Below are 15,603 nucleotides of genomic sequence, written 5' to 3'. Positions count from 1 at the left end.
AGCCTTACAGCGACTTGATCGTGCCCTTCGGCAGAATGGTCGTGACGGCAGCCTTCTGCACGGTGATTTCGGTGCCTTCGGCGATTTCGACGCCGATGTAGCCTTCGGTGACCTTCGTCACCTTGCCGACGAGGCCGCCGCTCGTGACGACTTCGTCGCCCTTCGCCATGGCCGCGAGCATGTTGCGGTGTTCCTTCTGGCGCTTCATCTGCGGACGGATCATGATGAAGTACAGCACCGCGAACATCAGGATGAGCGGCAGGAAGCTCATCAGGCTCGATTCGGCGCCACCGGCACCTTGCGCGAAGGCATTGGAAATGAACGGCACGTTGGTCTCTCCGTAGGGGAAGATCGAAAATTAAGCCGGTTATTCTACCACCGGCCCCATGTGCAAACGGCGCAGCAAATGCGCTTTCGGATCAAGCTGTTAAAGCATGAAACGGCACCGTTGCGGCTCGTTTGGAAAGGCGATTGTAATATTCGGCGGCCACGACCGGCGGTCGGGACGCGATATTTAGTACATGTCTTATGTGACGTGGCGCGGTGCGGGCAGCGGTGCGGGCAGCGGTGCGCAGCCACGCGGGCCGCCGCCCCCGGTCAGTCGACCCCTCTCGCGCGATCCTCCGCGAAGCGCTGGCGGAACGCGTCGAACGTATGGGTCTCGATCGCGTCGCGGATCTCGCTCATCAGCTGCAGGTAGTAGTGCAGGTTGTGAATCGTGTTGAGCTGCGCGCCGAGGATTTCGCCGACGCGGTGCAGGTGGTGCAGGTAGCCGCGCGAGAAGTTCCGGCACGTGTAGCACGTGCAGCTCGCGTCGAGCGGCTTCAGCGAATTCTTGTGCGTCGCGTTGCGGATCTTCACGTCGCCGAAGCGCGTGAAGAGCCAGCCGTTGCGTGCGTTGCGGGTCGGCATCACGCAGTCGAACATGTCGACGCCGTTCGCGACGCCCTCGACCAGATCCTCCGGCGTGCCGACGCCCATCAGGTAGTGCGGCTTGTTGGCCGGCAGCTTCGGGCCGACGTGCCGCAGCACGCGCATCATGTCTTCCTTCGGCTCGCCGACCGACAGCCCGCCGATCGCGAGGCCGTGGAAGCCGAGCTCCGACAGGCCCGCGAGCGACTCGTCGCGCAGGTCCTCGAACATCCCGCCCTGGACGATTCCGAACAGCGCGTTCGGGTTGCCGAGCCGGTCGAACTCGTCGAGCGAGCGTTTCGCCCAGCGCAGCGACATGCGCATCGAGTCGGCCGCTTCCTTGTGCGTGGTCGGCACGCCGTTGGTCGCGTACGGCGTGCATTCGTCGAACTGCATCACGATGTCGGAGTTCAGCACCTTCTGGATCTGCATCGACACTTCCGGCGACAGGAACAGCTTGTCGCCGTTGATCGGCGATGCGAACGTCACGCCGTCCTCGGTGATCTTGCGCAGGTCGCCGAGCGAGAACACCTGGAAGCCGCCCGAGTCGGTCAGGATCGGCTTGTTCCAGCCCATGAAGCCGTGCAGGCCGCCGTGCGCGTCGATCGTCTCGAGGCCGGGGCGCAGCCACAGGTGGAACGTGTTGCCGAGGATGATCTGCGCGTTGATCTCGTGCAGCTCGCGCGGCTGGATCGCCTTCACGGTGCCGTACGTGCCGACCGGCATGAAGATCGGCGTCTCGACCACGCCGTGGTTGAGCTTCACGCGGCCGCGGCGCGCATGGCCGTCGGTCGTCAGCAGTTCGAATTCGAGCCCGTTGGCCGGGCGGTCCTGCACGGGAGCGTGCGTATCGTGGGATGAACCTTCGGTCATCGCGTCATTCTCCTTGCCACCGAAGAAGCCTTGCATGGGACCGGAGTATGCGCTGAAGCGCTGACTCCGGACCGCAAGTCCGGCGCATGTTGGAAACGCCGCCGGCAAGCCGGCGGCCGGGAAAAGCGGGGCGCGCGCCATCGGAGCGCGCGCTGCGGGACAACGGTGCAACGGCGGCTGCGCGGTCGCGGGCCGGTGCGTCTTCGCACCTGCCGCGCTCACGCGCGCGGCGTCTCCGGCGTGTCGCGCCGCGTGAGCAGCATCGCATCGCCGTAGCTGAAGAAGCGGTAGCGTTCGTCGATCGCGTGCCGGTACCCGGCGCGGATCGTCTCGACACCCGCGAACGCCGACACCAGCATCAGCAGCGTCGACTTCGGCAGGTGGAAGTTCGTCACGAGCCGGTCGACGACGCGGAAACGGTAGCCCGGCGTGATGAAGATGTCGGTCTCGGCCTGCGTCGCCCCGAGCGGGCGGCCCGCTTCGTCGGCGCTGCGCGCCGCGGCTTCGAGCGCGCGCATCGACGTCGTGCCGACCGCGATCACGTTGCCGCCGCGCGCGCGGGTCGCGGCGATCTTGTCGACGAGCGATTGCGGCAGGTCGTACCACTCGCTGTGCATCCGGTGCTCGGCGAGGTTCTCGACGCGCACCGGCTGGAACGTGCCGGCGCCCACGTGCAGCGTCAGCGTCGCGCGCTCGACGCCCATCGCGTCGAGCTTCTCGAGCAGCGGCTGGTCGAAATGGAGCCCGGCCGTGGGCGCCGCGACCGCACCCGGGTTGCTCGCATAGACGGTCTGGTAGCGCGTCTCGTCGTTCGCGTCGGCGTCGTGCTCGATGTACGGCGGCAGCGGCAGGCGGCCGTGCTGCTCGATCAGCGCGAGGCACGGCTCCGGGAAATGCAGCGTGAAGAACGGCTCGACGCGCTCGCCGACCGTCACGTCGAACGCGTCGGCGAGACGCAGCGTCGTGCCGGCGCCCGGCGACTTGCTCGCGCGGATCTGCGCGAGCGCGGTGTGCGTGCCGGTCACGCGCTCGATCAGCACCTCGATCTTGCCGCCGCTGGCCTTCTGGCCGAAGAAACGCGCCTTCAGCACCTTGGTATCGTTGAACACGAGCAGGTCGCCGGGCGCGATGCACGACGGCAGCTCGGCGAAGCGGCGGTCGACGAGGCGCGCGGGCTCGACGGTGCCGTCGACCTCGAGCAGGCGGCTCGCGGTGCGGTCGGGCAGTGCGGTCTGCGCAATCAGCTCGGGGGGCAGATTGAAATCGAAATCGGAAAGCGTGAACATGCGGGCTGGTTCGAAACGGCCGGCGGGCGCCGCCGACGGGGCGGAAACGCATGAATGGGGCGCGCGAGCCGCTATGATGGCGGGATGCGCGGCCTGGCCGGCGTCGTTCGTTCGGACGACGTGAAAGCCGCTATTGTACTTGCCTTGCGAAGCACCCAGACGATCCGATGCCAGTGTCACCACGCCGTTCCTCCGCCGCCGTTGCCGATTCCGCCGATCCGTTCGACGCGGACGATGCCGCGTTACCCGCGCAAAGCGCGGAGCCGCGCGGTGGCGCGCCGCGCCGCGCGGGCCCGAAGCGCGGCGCCGACGGGCGGCTCGCGCAGCCGGCCGCCGCCGCGCCCGACGTCGACCCGGGCGCGGACGGCGACGAGGCGGGGGCAGCCGGCACGTCCGGCGCGAAGCGCAAGAAGAAGCCGGCCGCCGACAAACCCGTGAAGACCGCCGACAAGCTCGCGAAGCTCGGCCTCACGCGCTCGATCGATCTCGTGCTGCATCTGCCGATGCGCTACGAGGACGAAACCACGCTCACGCCGATCGGCGAACTGCTGCCGGGCGGCATCGCGCAGACCGAGGGCGTGGTGTTCGACAACGAAGTCGCATACCGGCCGCGGCGCCAGCTCGTCGTGAAGATCCAGGATGACGACGGCGAGCAGCTCGTGCTGCGCTTCCTCAATTTCTACGGCTCGCAGGTCAAGCAGATGGCCGTCGGCCAGCGGCTGCGCGTGCGCGGCGACGTGCGCGGCGGCTTCTTCGGAATGGAGATGGTGCATCCCGCCGTGCGCGTCGTCGAAGCCGACGCGCCGCTGCCGCAGGTGCTCACGCCCGTCTATCCGAGCACGGCCGGCGTGTCGCAGGCGTATCTGCGCAAGGCGATCGAGAACGCGGTCGAGCGCACGCCGCTGCCCGAGCTGCTGCCGCCCGAGATCGAACGCGACTACCTGAAGCCGCTCGGCGTGCCGACGCTCGCGCAGGCCGTGCGGATCCTGCACCACCCGGCTGTCGATTCCGACGAAGCCGCGCTGATGGACGGCTCGCATCCGGCGTGGACACGCATCAAGTTCGAGGAGCTGCTCGCGCAGCAGCTGTCGCTCAAGCGTGCGCACGAGGAGCGCCGCACGCGCGCGGCGCCGGCGATGCCGCGCCGCACCGCGGCCGATGCCGACGCGCTGACGACGCGTCTCTACGCGGCGCTGCCGTTCACGCTGACGGGCGCGCAGTCGCGCGTCGTCGACGAGATCGCGCACGACCTCACGCTCGCGCATCCGATGCAGCGGCTGCTGCAGGGCGACGTCGGCAGCGGCAAGACGGTCGTCGCGGCGCTGGCGGCCACGCAGGCGATCGACGCCGGCTACCAGGCCGCCCTGATGGCGCCGACCGAAATCCTCGCGGAGCAGCACGCACGCAAGCTGCGCGCGTGGCTCGAACCGCTCGGCGTCTCGGTCGCATGGCTCGCGGGCAGCCTGAAGGCGAAGGAAAAGCGCGCGGCGATCGAAGCCGCGGCGCTCGGCACCGCGCAGCTCGTGATCGGCACGCACGCGATCATCCAGGACACGGTCGAATTCGCGCGGCTCGGCCTCGTGATCGTCGACGAACAGCACCGTTTCGGCGTCGAGCAGCGTCTCGCGCTGCGCGCGAAGGCTGCGAACGCGGCCAACGGCGCGCGCGATTTCCAGCCGCACCAGCTGATGATGTCGGCCACGCCGATTCCGCGCACGCTCGCGATGACGTATTACGCGGATCTCGAGGTGTCGACGATCGACGAGCTGCCGCCGGGCCGCACGCCGGTGTTGACGCGCCTCGTCGGCGATGCGCGGCGCGAAGAGGTGATTGCCCGCGTGCGCGAGGCCGCGCTGACCGGCCGCCAGGTGTACTGGGTGTGTCCGCTGATCGAGGAGAGCGAGACGCTGCAGCTGCAGACGGCCGTCGAGACTTACGAGACGCTGGCCGAGGCGTTGCCCGAGCTGAAGGTCGGGCTCGTGCACGGGCGGCTGTCGCCGGCCGACAAGGCGGCCGTGATGGAAGCCTTCACGCGCAACGAGGTGCAGTTGCTCGTCGCGACGACCGTGATCGAGGTCGGCGTCGACGTGCCGAACGCGTCGCTGATGGTGATCGAGCACGCGGAGCGCTTCGGCCTCGCGCAGCTGCATCAGTTGCGCGGCCGCGTCGGTCGCGGCACCGCGGCGTCGGTCTGCGTGCTGCTTTACACGGGCCCGCTGTCGCTGACCGGCCGCGAGCGGCTGAAGACGATGCGCGAGACGACCGACGGCTTCGAGATCGCGCGGCGCGACCTCGAAATCCGTGGCCCCGGCGAATTCCTCGGCGCGCGCCAGTCCGGCGCCGCGATGCTGCGCTTCGCGAACCTCGAGACCGACGGCTGGCTGATCGACCCGGCCCGCGACGCGGCAGCGCGACTGATCGCCGCGTATCCCGACGTGGTCACGCAGCATCTCGCACGCTGGCTCGGCGCGCGGGAGCAGTACCTGAAGGCCTGATCCGCGCATTCGGGGACGGATTTAAAACCGCCATTCGGCGGCGATTCGGCGCATCGTGATGCAGAGAAACTTGGCGAATCGGTGCCAACGGGTGTATAAATTAAACCTATCGCCTGTATAACCCTGATTGACCCACAATGACCCTGACTGAATTGAAGTACATCGTCGCGGTCGCGCGCGAGCGGCATTTCGGTCGCGCGGCCGAAGCATGCTTCGTGAGCCAGCCGACGCTATCGGTGGCGATCAAGAAGCTGGAAGACGAGCTCAACGTGCAGATTTTCGAGCGCGGCGCGAGCGAAGTGAGCGTGACCCCGATCGGCGACCAGATCGTCACGCAGGCGCAGCGCGTGCTCGAGCAGACCTTCGCGATCAAGGAGATCGCGAAGCAGGGCAAGGACCCGCTCGTCGGCCCGTTCCGGCTCGGCGTGATCTACACGATCGGGCCGTACCTGCTGCCGACGCTCGTCAAGCAGATGATCCAGCGCGTGCCGCAGATGCCGCTGATGCTGCAGGAGAATTACACGCTGAAGCTGCTCGAGCTGCTGAAGCAGGGCGAAATCGACGCCGCGATCATGGCGCTGCCGTTCCCCGAAACCGGCCTGATGGTGCGGCCGCTGTACGACGAGCCGTTCGTCGTCGCGCTGCCGGCCGGCCATCCGTGGGAAAAGCGCAACGAGATCGACGCCGAGGATCTGAAGCAGGAAACCATGCTGCTGCTCGGCAACGGTCACTGCTTCCGCGACCACGTGCTCGGCGTGTGCCCGGAACTGATGCGCTTCTCGCAGACGGCCGACGGCATCCAGAAGACCTTCGAAGGCTCGTCGCTCGAAACGATTCGCCATATGGTCGCGAGCGGTGTCGGCATCACGGTGCTGCCGCGGATGTCGGTCGCCGAGATCGGCCCGCGCGCGAACGGTCCCGACGCCGAGTTGCTGTCGTACGTGCCGTTCAACGAGCCGGTGCCGGATCGCCGCGTCGTGCTGGTGTGGCGCAAGAGCTTCACGCGGATGCCGGCGATCGACGCGATCAGCGAGGCGATCGCCGCGTGCGAACTGCCGGGCGTCGCGAAGCTCGACATGCCCGCGACGATGAATTGAGCAGGGTGCGGTGCAACTGAGGCAGGCAGTCAACGGGGTCTTGCGACCCCGTTTATTTTTGCCTATCGGATAGATGAAATTTATCAAATTCAAATAAACGATAGAAATACATAGAATCCTTTCCATGGATCGCACCGGATCGGCGGTCCGATTTGCACGTTGAGTGCAGGTGTCAAAGGAGGATGTCATGATGCGGTCGGTATTGCAGCACGCGCAGCGGAACATCCCGTCGCGCGACGAGGTCGTAAATCGCGCGAGGGCCGCGGCCCGGAGCCTCCGCCCGATTGCGTTCGCGTATCTGGCGGACCGTGTGTATGGCGGATGAGTGCCGCGGCATGCCGGTTCCGTGTTCCCCGACTCACTGCCGTTCAGCCATGAGGGAGCATTGCATGTCCGAAGTCCCGCAGCCCGCATCGCAGGCCACGCCGCCTGCCACCCCGTAGCACGACAGGACCAACCTGTTCCGTTTCATCCCCCCGCAATGCTCCACGAACCGCGCCAGGCAAGTGGGGGCTTACGAGCAAGCAAAGGAGAAAAAAGCATGTCGACCGAATCGAAATGTCCGTTCAACCATACGGCGGCCGGCGGCACGTCGAACAAGGACTGGTGGCCGAACCAGCTCAATCTCAACATCCTGCATCGGCATTCGGCGCTGTCCGATCCGATGGACAAGGACTTCGACTACGCGGAAGCGTTCAAGAAGCTCGACCTCGCGGCGGTGAAGCGCGACCTGCAGGCGCTGATGACGACGTCGCAGGACTGGTGGCCGGCCGACTTCGGCCACTACGGCGGCCTGTTCATCCGGATGGCCTGGCACAGCGCCGGCACGTACCGGACCGCCGACGGCCGTGGCGGCGCGGGCGGCGGGCAACAGCGCTTCGCTCCGCTGAACAGCTGGCCGGACAACGGCAACCTCGACAAGGCGCGCCGGCTGCTGTGGCCGATCAAGCAGAAATACGGCCGCAACATCTCGTGGGCCGACCTGATGATCCTGACCGGCAACGTCGCGCTCGAGTCGATGGGCTTCAAGACTTTCGGCTTCGCCGGCGGCCGCGTCGACACGTGGGAACCGGACGACGTCTACTGGGGTTCGGAAAAGATCTGGCTGGAACTGAGCGGCGGCCCGAACAGCCGTTACTCGGGCGACCGTGACCTCGAGAATCCGCTCGCGGCCGTGCAGATGGGTCTCATCTACGTGAACCCGGAAGGCCCGGACGGCAACCCCGACCCGGTCGCGGCGGCACGCGACATCCGCGAGACGTTCGCGCGGATGGCGATGAACGACGAAGAGACGGTTGCACTGATCGCCGGCGGCCACACGTTCGGCAAGACGCACGGCGCGGGCCCCGCATCGAACGTCGGTCCGGAACCGGAAGCGGCCGGCATCGAGCAGCAGGGTCTCGGCTGGAAGAGCACGTACGCATCGGGCAAGGGCCGCGACGCGATCACGAGCGGCCTCGAAGTCACGTGGACGTCGACCCCGACGAAGTGGAGCAACGACTTCTTCAAGCACCTGTTCAGCTACGAATGGGAACTGACGAAGAGCCCGGCCGGCGCGCACCAGTGGGTCGCGAAGGGCGCCGACGCGGTGATTCCGGATGCGTTCGATCCGGCGAAGAAGCATCGCCCGACGATGCTGACGACCGACCTGTCGCTGCGTTTCGACCCGGCCTACGAGAAGATCTCGCGCCGCTTCTACGAGAACCCGGCCGAGTTCGCCGACGCGTTCGCGCGCGCCTGGTTCAAGCTCACGCACCGCGACATGGGTCCGCGCGCCCGCTATCTCGGCCCGGAAGTGCCGGCCGAGCAACTGCTGTGGCAGGACCCGATCCCGGCTGTCGATCACAAGCTGATCGATGACGCCGACGTCGCGGCGCTGAAGGCGAAGGTGCTTGCATCGGGCCTGTCGGTCGCGCAGCTCGTGTCGACCGCATGGGCATCGGCCTCGACGTTCCGCGGTTCGGACAAGCGCGGCGGCGCGAACGGTGCGCGCATCCGCCTGGCGCCGCAGAAGGACTGGGAAGTGAACCAGCCGGCCGCGCTTGCGACGGTGCTCGAGACGCTGGAAGGTGTGCAGAAGGCGTTCAACGATGCGCAGACGGGCGGCAAGAAGGTGTCGCTCGCCGACCTGATCGTGCTGGCCGGTGCGGCCGGCGTCGAACAGGCCGCGAAGAACGCGGGTGTCGCGGTGACGGTGCCGTTCGCACCGGGCCGGATGGACGCGTCGCAGGAGCAGACCGATATCGAAGCGATGGCCGTGCTCGAGCCGGTTGCGGACGGTTTCCGCAATTATCTGAAGAGCGCGTACAAGACGCCGGCCGAGGCGCTGCTGGTCGACAAGGCCCAGCTGCTGACGCTGAGCGGGCCGGAGCTGACGGTGCTCGTCGGCGGCCTGCGTGTGCTCGGCGCGAACGTCGGTGACTCAACGCACGGCGTGTTCACCGATCGTCCGGGCTCGCTGACCAACGACTTCTTCGTGAACCTGCTCGACATGGGCACGGAGTGGAAGCCGGTGTCGGCCGCGAACGACGTGTTCGAAGGGCGCGATCGTGCGTCGGGCCAGCTCAAGTGGACGGGTACGCGCGTCGATCTGATCTTCGGTTCGCACTCGCAGTTGCGTGCGCTGGCCGAGGTGTACGGCAGCGCGGACGCGAACGAGAAGTTCGTGCGCGATTTCGTCGCGGCCTGGAACAAGGTGATGAACCTCGACCGCTTCGACCTCAAGTGAATGTCGCGATGCGGTAACGCAGTTGCGCTGTAACGTGAAACGGCCGGTCGCACGACCGGCCGTTTTTTCTTCCAGGATCGTGTCGAAGGAGTGACGATCATGACGCAATTGATGCTGAACATGCGCACCGCGTTCACGCCGGCCGAGTGGGCGCGGCGTATCGTCGGTTTCGCGATCGTCGTCGGCGGCGCGGCCGAGCTGGTCGCGCAGGCGCTGCACGCGCTCGCGCCGCGCGTGTCGGGCGCCGGCGGCTGAGCGCGCGAATCGCTCGCCGCACCAGACGGGCGAGGCGTGAACGGATGCCGTGCGATGCGGCATGCGGATTGCTCGACGCATTTTCTCCGGTTCAACATTTCGAATGAGGAGTTCCGAAGATGGCCAGGAAAGGCAACGCCACGCAGATCAACATCGGCATCAGCGACAAGGACCGCAGGAAAATCGCGGACGGCCTGTCGCGTCTGCTTGCCGATACGTTCTCGCTTTACCTGAAGACCCACAATTTCCACTGGAACGTCACGGGTCCGATGTTCAACACGCTGCACCTGATGTTCGAAGAGCAGTACAACGAACTGTGGCTCGCGGTCGACTCGGTCGCCGAGCGCATTCGCACGCTCGGCGTCGTCGCGCCGGGTACCTTCGCGGATTTCGCGAAGCTGTCGTCGGTGCCGGAAGCGAACGGCGTGCCGGCGGCCGAAGAGATGATCCGTCAGCTCGTGGAAGGGCACGAGACGGTCGTGCGCACGGCGCGCGAAATCTTCCCGATCGCCGATGCGGCGAGCGACGAGCCGACCGCCGACCTGCTGACGCAACGCCTGCAGACGCATGAAAAGACCGCGTGGATGCTGCGGTCGCTGCTCGCGTAAGTTCGACGCGGCCAGTTGCCCGTCGTGCGACCGGCATCGGCGGGCAGTCCGACCGCAAATCGGGGCCGGGTCGCCTGCAGAGGATCGAATTCTGCCTTGGCCGCCGGTGCATGTTTACCGCGCATCTGTCCCTTGATTGGCGGCCAGGACTGCTTCGGCCGCTTGCAGCGGGCCGGCGTGGCCGACGCGCGTACCGCGGCACGCGGGCGCGGGCCATCCCGACATGACGCGAACCGCGCCTCGGCTCTAAAATGCCGGGATTATCTTCCCGGTGCTTCGCCATGCTTGCCCGCTTTCCCCTGTATCTGCGGCTCGTCCGGATGGACAAGCCGATCGGCAGCCTGCTGCTGCTCTGGCCGACGCTCAACGCACTGTGGATCGCATCGGACGGCCATCCGCGCTGGCCGCTGCTCGTGATCTTCGCGCTCGGCACGCTGCTGATGCGCTCGGCCGGCTGCGCGATGAACGACTATGCCGACCGCGATTTCGACCGTCACGTGAAGCGCACGGCCGACCGGCCGCTGACGTCGGGCAAGATCCGCGCATGGGAAGCCGTCGCGATCGCGGTGGTGCTGTCGTTCATCGCGTTCCTGCTGATCCTGCCGCTCAACACGCTGACGAAGGAGTTGTCGGTCGTCGCCTTGTTCGTCGCCGGTTCGTATCCGTTCATGAAGCGATTCTTCGCGATTCCGCAGGCATATCTCGGCATCGCGTTCGGCTTCGGCATCCCGATGGCGTTCGCGGCCGTGCAGGATACGGTGCCGATGCTCGCGTGGGTGATGCTGATCGCGAACGTCTTCTGGTCGGTCGCGTACGACACCGAATACGCGATGGTCGACCGCGACGACGACATCAAGATCGGCATTCGCACGTCCGCGCTGACGTTCGGCCGCTTCGACGTCGCGGCCGTGATGGCGTGCTATGCGGTGACGCTCGGCATCTACGTATGGATCGGCGTGACGCTCGGCTTCGGTCTCGCGTACTGGGCCGGCTGGGCGGCGGCGGTCGGCTGCGCGCTGTATCACTTCACGCTGATCAAGGGGCGCGAGCGGATGCCATGCTTCGCGGCGTTCCGGCACAACAACTGGCTCGGCGGCGTGCTGTTCGCGGGAATCGCCGCGCATTACCTGCTGGCGGGTGCGGGCGCCAACTGAAGTGGCCGCGCGCCGACGCGCGATGCCAGCAAAAAAGCGGCCGAGGCCGCTTTTTTGTTGCCGGTGCCGGAAACCCGCCGGCGGTCGCGGCGCTTATGCGCGGCCGAGCTCGTCGCCCATTTCCTTCGCGCGTGCCTCGGCTGCGAGCGCGCCGCGCACGATCGCTTCCTTCACGCCCTGCGCGTCGAACGACGCGAGCGCGGCGGCCGTCGTGCCGCCCTTCGACGTCACGCGCTCGCGCAGCACGCTTGCCGGCTCGCCCGATTGCGCGGCGAGTTGCGCGGCGCCCGCGAACGTCGCGACCGCAAGCGCGCGGCCCTGTTCGTCGTTCATGCCGAGGCGGCGCGCGGCTTCCTGCAGCGCTTCGATGAAATAGAACACGTAGGCCGGGCCGCTGCCCGAGATTGCCGTGACCGCATCGAGCTGCGCTTCGTCGTCGAACCACACGATCTCGCCGACCGCGCCGAGCACGTTCGACGCGAGCTCGCGACCGGCCGCGTCGACGCCCGGCAGCGCGGCGAGACCCGTCACGCCCATGCCGACCAGCGCGGGCGTGTTCGGCATCGTGCGCACGACGCGCGCGTAGTCGCCGAGCCAGCGGGCGAGGTCGGTGCCGCGGATGCCCGCCGCGATGCTGATCACGAGCTGCGATTTCAAATGCGGCGCGAGCGCTTGCGCGACGTCCTTCAGCACCTGCGGTTTCACCGCGAGCACGATCGCGTCGTAGGCCGCGAGCGTCGTGTCGATGGCCGCGCCGGTGCGGATGCCGAACTGCTGCGCCGTGCGCGCGCGGGCGTCCTCGTTGACGTCGATGGCGTACAGGCCGTCAGCGGCGACGCCGCGCTTGATCAGGCCGCCGATGAGGGCCGCGGCCATGTTGCCGCCGCCGATGAATGCGATTTTCATGATGTCCGATTGAGCAGATGAGTGAACGGAAAGGCGGAAAAGGGCAGCGCTCAGTGCGAATAGTCGCGCGCGCCGAAGATCGCGGTGCCGACGCGCACGATCGTCGCGCCTTCGAGCACCGCGGCTTCGAGATCGGCGGACATGCCCATCGACAACGTGTCGAGCGGCAGGCCCTCGGCGCGCAATGCATCGAACAGCGCGCGCAGCGCGCGATGCGGCACGCGTTGCGCGTCGGTATCGCCGGCCGGTTCGGGAATCGCCATCAGGCCGCGCAGCCGCAGCGCCGGCAGCGCGGCGACCGCGCGCGCGAAATCGGCCACGTCGGCCGGCGCGACGCCGCTCTTCGACGCCTCGCCGCTGATGTTCACCTGCACGCACACGTTGAGCGGCGGCAGGTGCGCGGGGCGCTGTTCGGCGAGGCGCTGCGCGATCTTCAGCCGGTCGACCGAATGGACCCAGTCGAACCGTTCGGCGACCGGGCGCGTCTTGTTCGATTGCAGCGGCCCGATGAAATGCCATTCGAGGTCCGCGCGCAGGTCGGCGAGCGCGTCGATCTTGTCGATCGATTCCTGCACGTAGTTCTCGCCGAACGCGCGTTGTCCGGCCGCATGCGCGGCGCGCACGTCGTCGGCGGGAAACGTCTTCGACACGGCGAGCAGCGAGACGGTGGCGGGATCGCGGCCGGCCGCGTGGGCGGCGTCGGCGATGCGGCGGTGAACGGAATCGAGACGGGCGGTGAAGTCGGACATGACGGGCACGGAAGCAGGCACGGGGAAGCGATTACGGCGGCGAGTACGGTGACGAATGCGGCACGGCACGCGCCGCTTCGATTCGCCCATTATACGGACGCCGCCGCGGGTGCCGCGCTAGCCGTACAGCAGATGCTCGACGAGCTGAATCCAGTGCGTGACCGGAATCTGCGTGCCGCTTTGCAGGTGCGCGATGCAGCCGACGTTGCCGGACACGATCATCTGCGGCTCGAGCGCCTGCAGCTTCAGCAGCTTCTGCTTGCGCAGCCGGTACGACAGCGACGGCTGCGTCAGCGAATAGGTGCCGGCCGACCCGCAGCACAGATGACTGTCGGCCGGCAGCCGCACGTCGATGCCGAGCGTCTCGAGCAGGCGCTCGACCTTGCCGCGCGACTGCTGGCCGTGCTGCAGCGTGCACGGCGGGTGATACGCGACGGTATGGATCGCGCGGCGCCGCGCGAGCGTCGAGAGCTCGGCCTCGAACGCGAGCAGCACGTCGGAGATGTCGCGCGTCAGCGCGACGATGCGCTGTGCCTTCTCCGCATACGCCGGATCGTCGCGCAGCAGGTGCGCGTATTCGAGCACCGTCGCGCCGCAGCCCGATGCGTTCATCACGATCGCCTCGGCGCCTTGCTCGACGTACGGCCACCACGCGTCGATGTTGCGGCGCGCGTCGTCGAGCGCTTCGTCGTGATAGTTCAGGTGCAGGCGGATCGCGCCGCAGCACCCCGCGTCGGGCGCGACGATCGTCTCGACGCCGAGCGCATCGAGCACGCGCGCGGTCGCGATGTTGATGTTCGGCAGCATCGACGGCTGCACGCAGCCGGCGAGCATCAGCATCTTGCGCGGATGCGTGCGCTGCGGCCATTCGAGCAGCCGCGTGCGCGGCGGCACCTTGTCGCGCAGCCGTTTCGGCAAGAGCGGCCGCACGTGCTGGCCGAGCCGCATGATCGGCGAGAACAGCGCCTCGTTCGGCACGAGGCTGGCGAGCACGCGGCGCACGAGCCGCTGCTGCACGGGGCGCTGCACTTGCGCCTCGACGTGCTTGCGGCCGATCTCGACGAGCCGGCCGTACTGGACACCCGACGGGCAGGTCGTTTCGCAGCTGCGGCAGGTGAGGCAGCGGTCGAGGTGCTGCTGCGTGCTGCGCGTGACGGGCGCGCCTTCGACCATCTGCTTGATCAGGTAGATGCGGCCGCGCGGGCCGTCGAGTTCGTCGCCGAGCAGCTGGTAGGTCGGGCACGTCGCGGTGCAGAAGCCGCAATGCACGCACTTGCGCAGGATCGCGTCGGCCTCGTCGCCGTCGGGCGTATTGCGGATGAAATCGGCGAGGTTCGTTTGCATCGAGCCCTCAGAGATCGGGGTAGAGCCGGCCGCGGTTGAAGATGCGCGCGGGATCGAACGCCGTCTTCAGCCCGCGGTGAATCTTCATCAGCGGCGCGGGCAGCGGCGTGAACACGCCCGCGCTGCGGTCGTAGGATTCGCCCGCGCGGAACAGCGTCGCATGGCCGCCGGCCTGCTTCGCGCTCATGCGCACCGTCTGCGCGTCGGCGTCGGTGATCCACCAGCGCTGCGCACCGCCCCATTCCATCAGCTGGGTGCCGGGCAGGTGCATCGGTTCGGTGATCGACGGCAGCGCGAGGCGCCACAGCGCGTAGCCGGGCGGAATGCCGTTGAAGAACGGATCGGTGTGCTCGCGCAGGCCGGCCCAGAAGCGCTCGGCCTCGACCGCGTCGACGACTTCGCCGCCGAGCAGCGTCTTCGCCGATTTCACGGCGGCCTCGGCGCCCGACAGCCGCAGCACCAGCGTGCCGTTGCGCCAGGCGCTCGCGCTGACGGGCAGCGGATGGCCACCCCATTCGTTGAGCTTGCGCACCGCGTCGGTCGCGGTCATCTCGAACTTCAGCGTGACTTCGGCGACCGGCACCGGCAGCACCTTGATCGACAGGTCGAGCATCAGCCCGAGCGTGCCGAGCGAGCCGGCCATCAGCCGCGACACGTCGTAGCCGGCGACGTTCTTCACGACCTGCCCGCCGAAGCGCAGCACTTCGCCGCGCCCGTTCATCAGCGTGACGCCGAGCACGAAATCGCGCGGCGCGCCGCAGGTCGCGCGGCGCGGGCCGGCGAGGCCCGCCGCGATGCAGCCGCCGACGGTGGCCGCGCGGCCGAAATGCGGCGGCTCGAACGCCAGCATCTGGCCGCGCTCGGCGAGGACGGTTTCAAGCTGCGCGAGCGGCGTGCCCGCGCGGACCGTGACGACGAGCTCGGCCGGGTCGTACGACACGATGCCCTGAAACGAGCGCGTGTCGAGTATTTCGCCGTCCAGCGCCTGGCCGTACCAGTCCTTGGTGCCGCCGCCGCGAATCCGCAGCGGCCGGCCGTCGGCACTGGCGGCACGGATGCGCTCGGCCCATCCGGCGACGATGTCGTCCTCTTCCATGTTCTGTTGCTGCCTCGTTGTTGTCCGGTCGATTGTACCGGGGTGGCGCGAATCCACATCGCGACTATCCCTAAGCCCCGTCTGACGAAGGCATGCCGCC

At 67.8% G+C, this 15,603-nt stretch carries 13 protein-coding genes; 6 read left to right on the top strand and 7 right to left on the bottom strand.

The window, feature by feature from the left end:
• Window positions 1–4: 4 nt before the first annotated feature.
• The 3 genes from yajC to queA form a co-directional block, all read right to left on the bottom strand.
• The gene (gene yajC / locus WS45_RS15470; RefSeq protein ID WP_006476868.1) at window positions 5–328 is read right to left on the bottom strand and encodes a preprotein translocase subunit YajC; all 324 of its coding nucleotides are present in this window, start codon (window positions 326–328) and stop codon (window positions 5–7) included.
• Between the two features lie 269 nt (window positions 329–597).
• Entirely contained in the window at window positions 598–1,785 is a 1,188-nt protein-coding gene (gene tgt, locus WS45_RS15465) for a tRNA guanosine(34) transglycosylase Tgt (protein WP_059535520.1), read from the bottom strand.
• 218 nt (window positions 1,786–2,003) lie between these two features.
• Entirely contained in the window at window positions 2,004–3,071 is a 1,068-nt protein-coding gene (queA, locus tag WS45_RS15460; RefSeq protein WP_059700685.1) for a tRNA preQ1(34) S-adenosylmethionine ribosyltransferase-isomerase QueA, read from the bottom strand.
• A 167-nt stretch (window positions 3,072–3,238) separates the two neighbouring features.
• Here queA and recG point away from each other — a divergent pair, with 167 nt between their 5' ends.
• The 6 genes from recG (at window position 3,239) to ubiA (ending at window position 11,408) form a co-directional block, all read left to right on the top strand.
• Window positions 3,239–5,566: an ATP-dependent DNA helicase RecG gene (gene recG / locus WS45_RS15455; RefSeq protein ID WP_059700684.1), complete on the top strand. Its 2,328-nt coding sequence runs from the start codon at window positions 3,239–3,241 to the stop codon at window positions 5,564–5,566.
• 137 nt (window positions 5,567–5,703) lie between these two features.
• Window positions 5,704–6,663 carry a hydrogen peroxide-inducible genes activator gene (locus WS45_RS15450; RefSeq protein ID WP_059535381.1) on the top strand — a complete coding sequence of 320 codons (960 nt, stop codon included), beginning with the start codon at window positions 5,704–5,706 and terminating at the stop codon, window positions 6,661–6,663.
• A gap of 541 nt (window positions 6,664–7,204) precedes the next feature.
• On the top strand, window positions 7,205–9,391 hold the full coding sequence (katG, locus tag WS45_RS15445; protein WP_059700683.1) for a catalase/peroxidase HPI: 2,187 nt from the start codon (window positions 7,205–7,207) through the stop codon (window positions 9,389–9,391).
• A 99-nt stretch (window positions 9,392–9,490) separates the two neighbouring features.
• On the top strand, window positions 9,491–9,646 hold the full coding sequence (locus WS45_RS35660) for a hypothetical protein (protein ID WP_179950373.1): 156 nt from the start codon (window positions 9,491–9,493) through the stop codon (window positions 9,644–9,646).
• A gap of 119 nt (window positions 9,647–9,765) precedes the next feature.
• On the top strand, window positions 9,766–10,254 hold the full coding sequence (gene dpsA / locus WS45_RS15440; protein ID WP_059465436.1) for a non-specific DNA-binding protein DpsA: 489 nt from the start codon (window positions 9,766–9,768) through the stop codon (window positions 10,252–10,254).
• 281 nt (window positions 10,255–10,535) lie between these two features.
• A complete protein-coding gene (gene ubiA, locus WS45_RS15435) occupies window positions 10,536–11,408 on the top strand; it encodes a 4-hydroxybenzoate octaprenyltransferase (protein ID WP_059700682.1) in 873 nt (290 codons plus the stop codon).
• A gap of 93 nt (window positions 11,409–11,501) precedes the next feature.
• On the opposite strand, the gene proC is transcribed toward ubiA, so the two are convergent.
• The 4 genes from proC to glcE all read right to left on the bottom strand — a co-directional run bounded on the left by proC (window position 11,502) and on the right by glcE (window position 15,503).
• Complete coding sequence (proC, locus tag WS45_RS15430) at window positions 11,502–12,314, bottom strand: pyrroline-5-carboxylate reductase (protein ID WP_059700681.1); 813 nt, start codon at window positions 12,312–12,314, stop codon at window positions 11,502–11,504.
• 50 nt (window positions 12,315–12,364) lie between these two features.
• Entirely contained in the window at window positions 12,365–13,063 is a 699-nt protein-coding gene (locus tag WS45_RS15425) for a YggS family pyridoxal phosphate-dependent enzyme (RefSeq protein WP_059700680.1), read from the bottom strand.
• 117 nt (window positions 13,064–13,180) lie between these two features.
• Entirely contained in the window at window positions 13,181–14,407 is a 1,227-nt protein-coding gene (glcF, locus tag WS45_RS15420; protein WP_059535389.1) for a glycolate oxidase subunit GlcF, read from the bottom strand.
• A 7-nt stretch (window positions 14,408–14,414) separates the two neighbouring features.
• A complete protein-coding gene (gene glcE / locus WS45_RS15415) occupies window positions 14,415–15,503 on the bottom strand; it encodes a glycolate oxidase subunit GlcE (RefSeq protein ID WP_059689051.1) in 1,089 nt (362 codons plus the stop codon).
• Between the last annotated feature and the right edge of the window lie 100 nt (window positions 15,504–15,603).

It is taken from the genome of Burkholderia sp. RF2-non_BP3 (assembly GCF_001522185.1).
Taxonomy (GTDB): domain Bacteria; phylum Pseudomonadota; class Gammaproteobacteria; order Burkholderiales; family Burkholderiaceae; genus Burkholderia; species Burkholderia diffusa.
Note: the sequence above shows the minus strand (reverse complement) of the source record. Positions and strands in the feature narration are given on the sequence as shown.

Excerpts from the sequence above, each read along its gene's own strand:
- tgt (WP_059535520.1), bottom strand. The coding sequence starts at position 1,785 with ATGACCGAAGGTTCATCCCACGATACGCACGCTCCCGTGCAGGACCGC.
- queA (WP_059700685.1), bottom strand. The coding sequence starts at position 3,071 with ATGTTCACGCTTTCCGATTTCGATTTCAATCTGCCCCCCGAGCTGATT.
- recG (WP_059700684.1), top strand. The coding sequence starts at position 3,239 with ATGCCAGTGTCACCACGCCGTTCCTCCGCCGCCGTTGCCGATTCCGCC.
- WS45_RS15450 (WP_059535381.1), top strand. The coding sequence starts at position 5,704 with ATGACCCTGACTGAATTGAAGTACATCGTCGCGGTCGCGCGCGAGCGG.
- katG (WP_059700683.1), top strand. The coding sequence starts at position 7,205 with ATGTCGACCGAATCGAAATGTCCGTTCAACCATACGGCGGCCGGCGGC.
- WS45_RS35660 (WP_179950373.1), top strand. The coding sequence starts at position 9,491 with ATGACGCAATTGATGCTGAACATGCGCACCGCGTTCACGCCGGCCGAG.
- dpsA (WP_059465436.1), top strand. The coding sequence starts at position 9,766 with ATGGCCAGGAAAGGCAACGCCACGCAGATCAACATCGGCATCAGCGAC.
- ubiA (WP_059700682.1), top strand. The coding sequence starts at position 10,536 with ATGCTTGCCCGCTTTCCCCTGTATCTGCGGCTCGTCCGGATGGACAAG.
- proC (WP_059700681.1), bottom strand. The coding sequence starts at position 12,314 with ATGAAAATCGCATTCATCGGCGGCGGCAACATGGCCGCGGCCCTCATC.
- WS45_RS15425 (WP_059700680.1), bottom strand. The coding sequence starts at position 13,063 with ATGTCCGACTTCACCGCCCGTCTCGATTCCGTTCACCGCCGCATCGCC.
- glcF (WP_059535389.1), bottom strand. The coding sequence starts at position 14,407 with ATGCAAACGAACCTCGCCGATTTCATCCGCAATACGCCCGACGGCGAC.
- glcE (WP_059689051.1), bottom strand. The coding sequence starts at position 15,503 with ATGGAAGAGGACGACATCGTCGCCGGATGGGCCGAGCGCATCCGTGCC.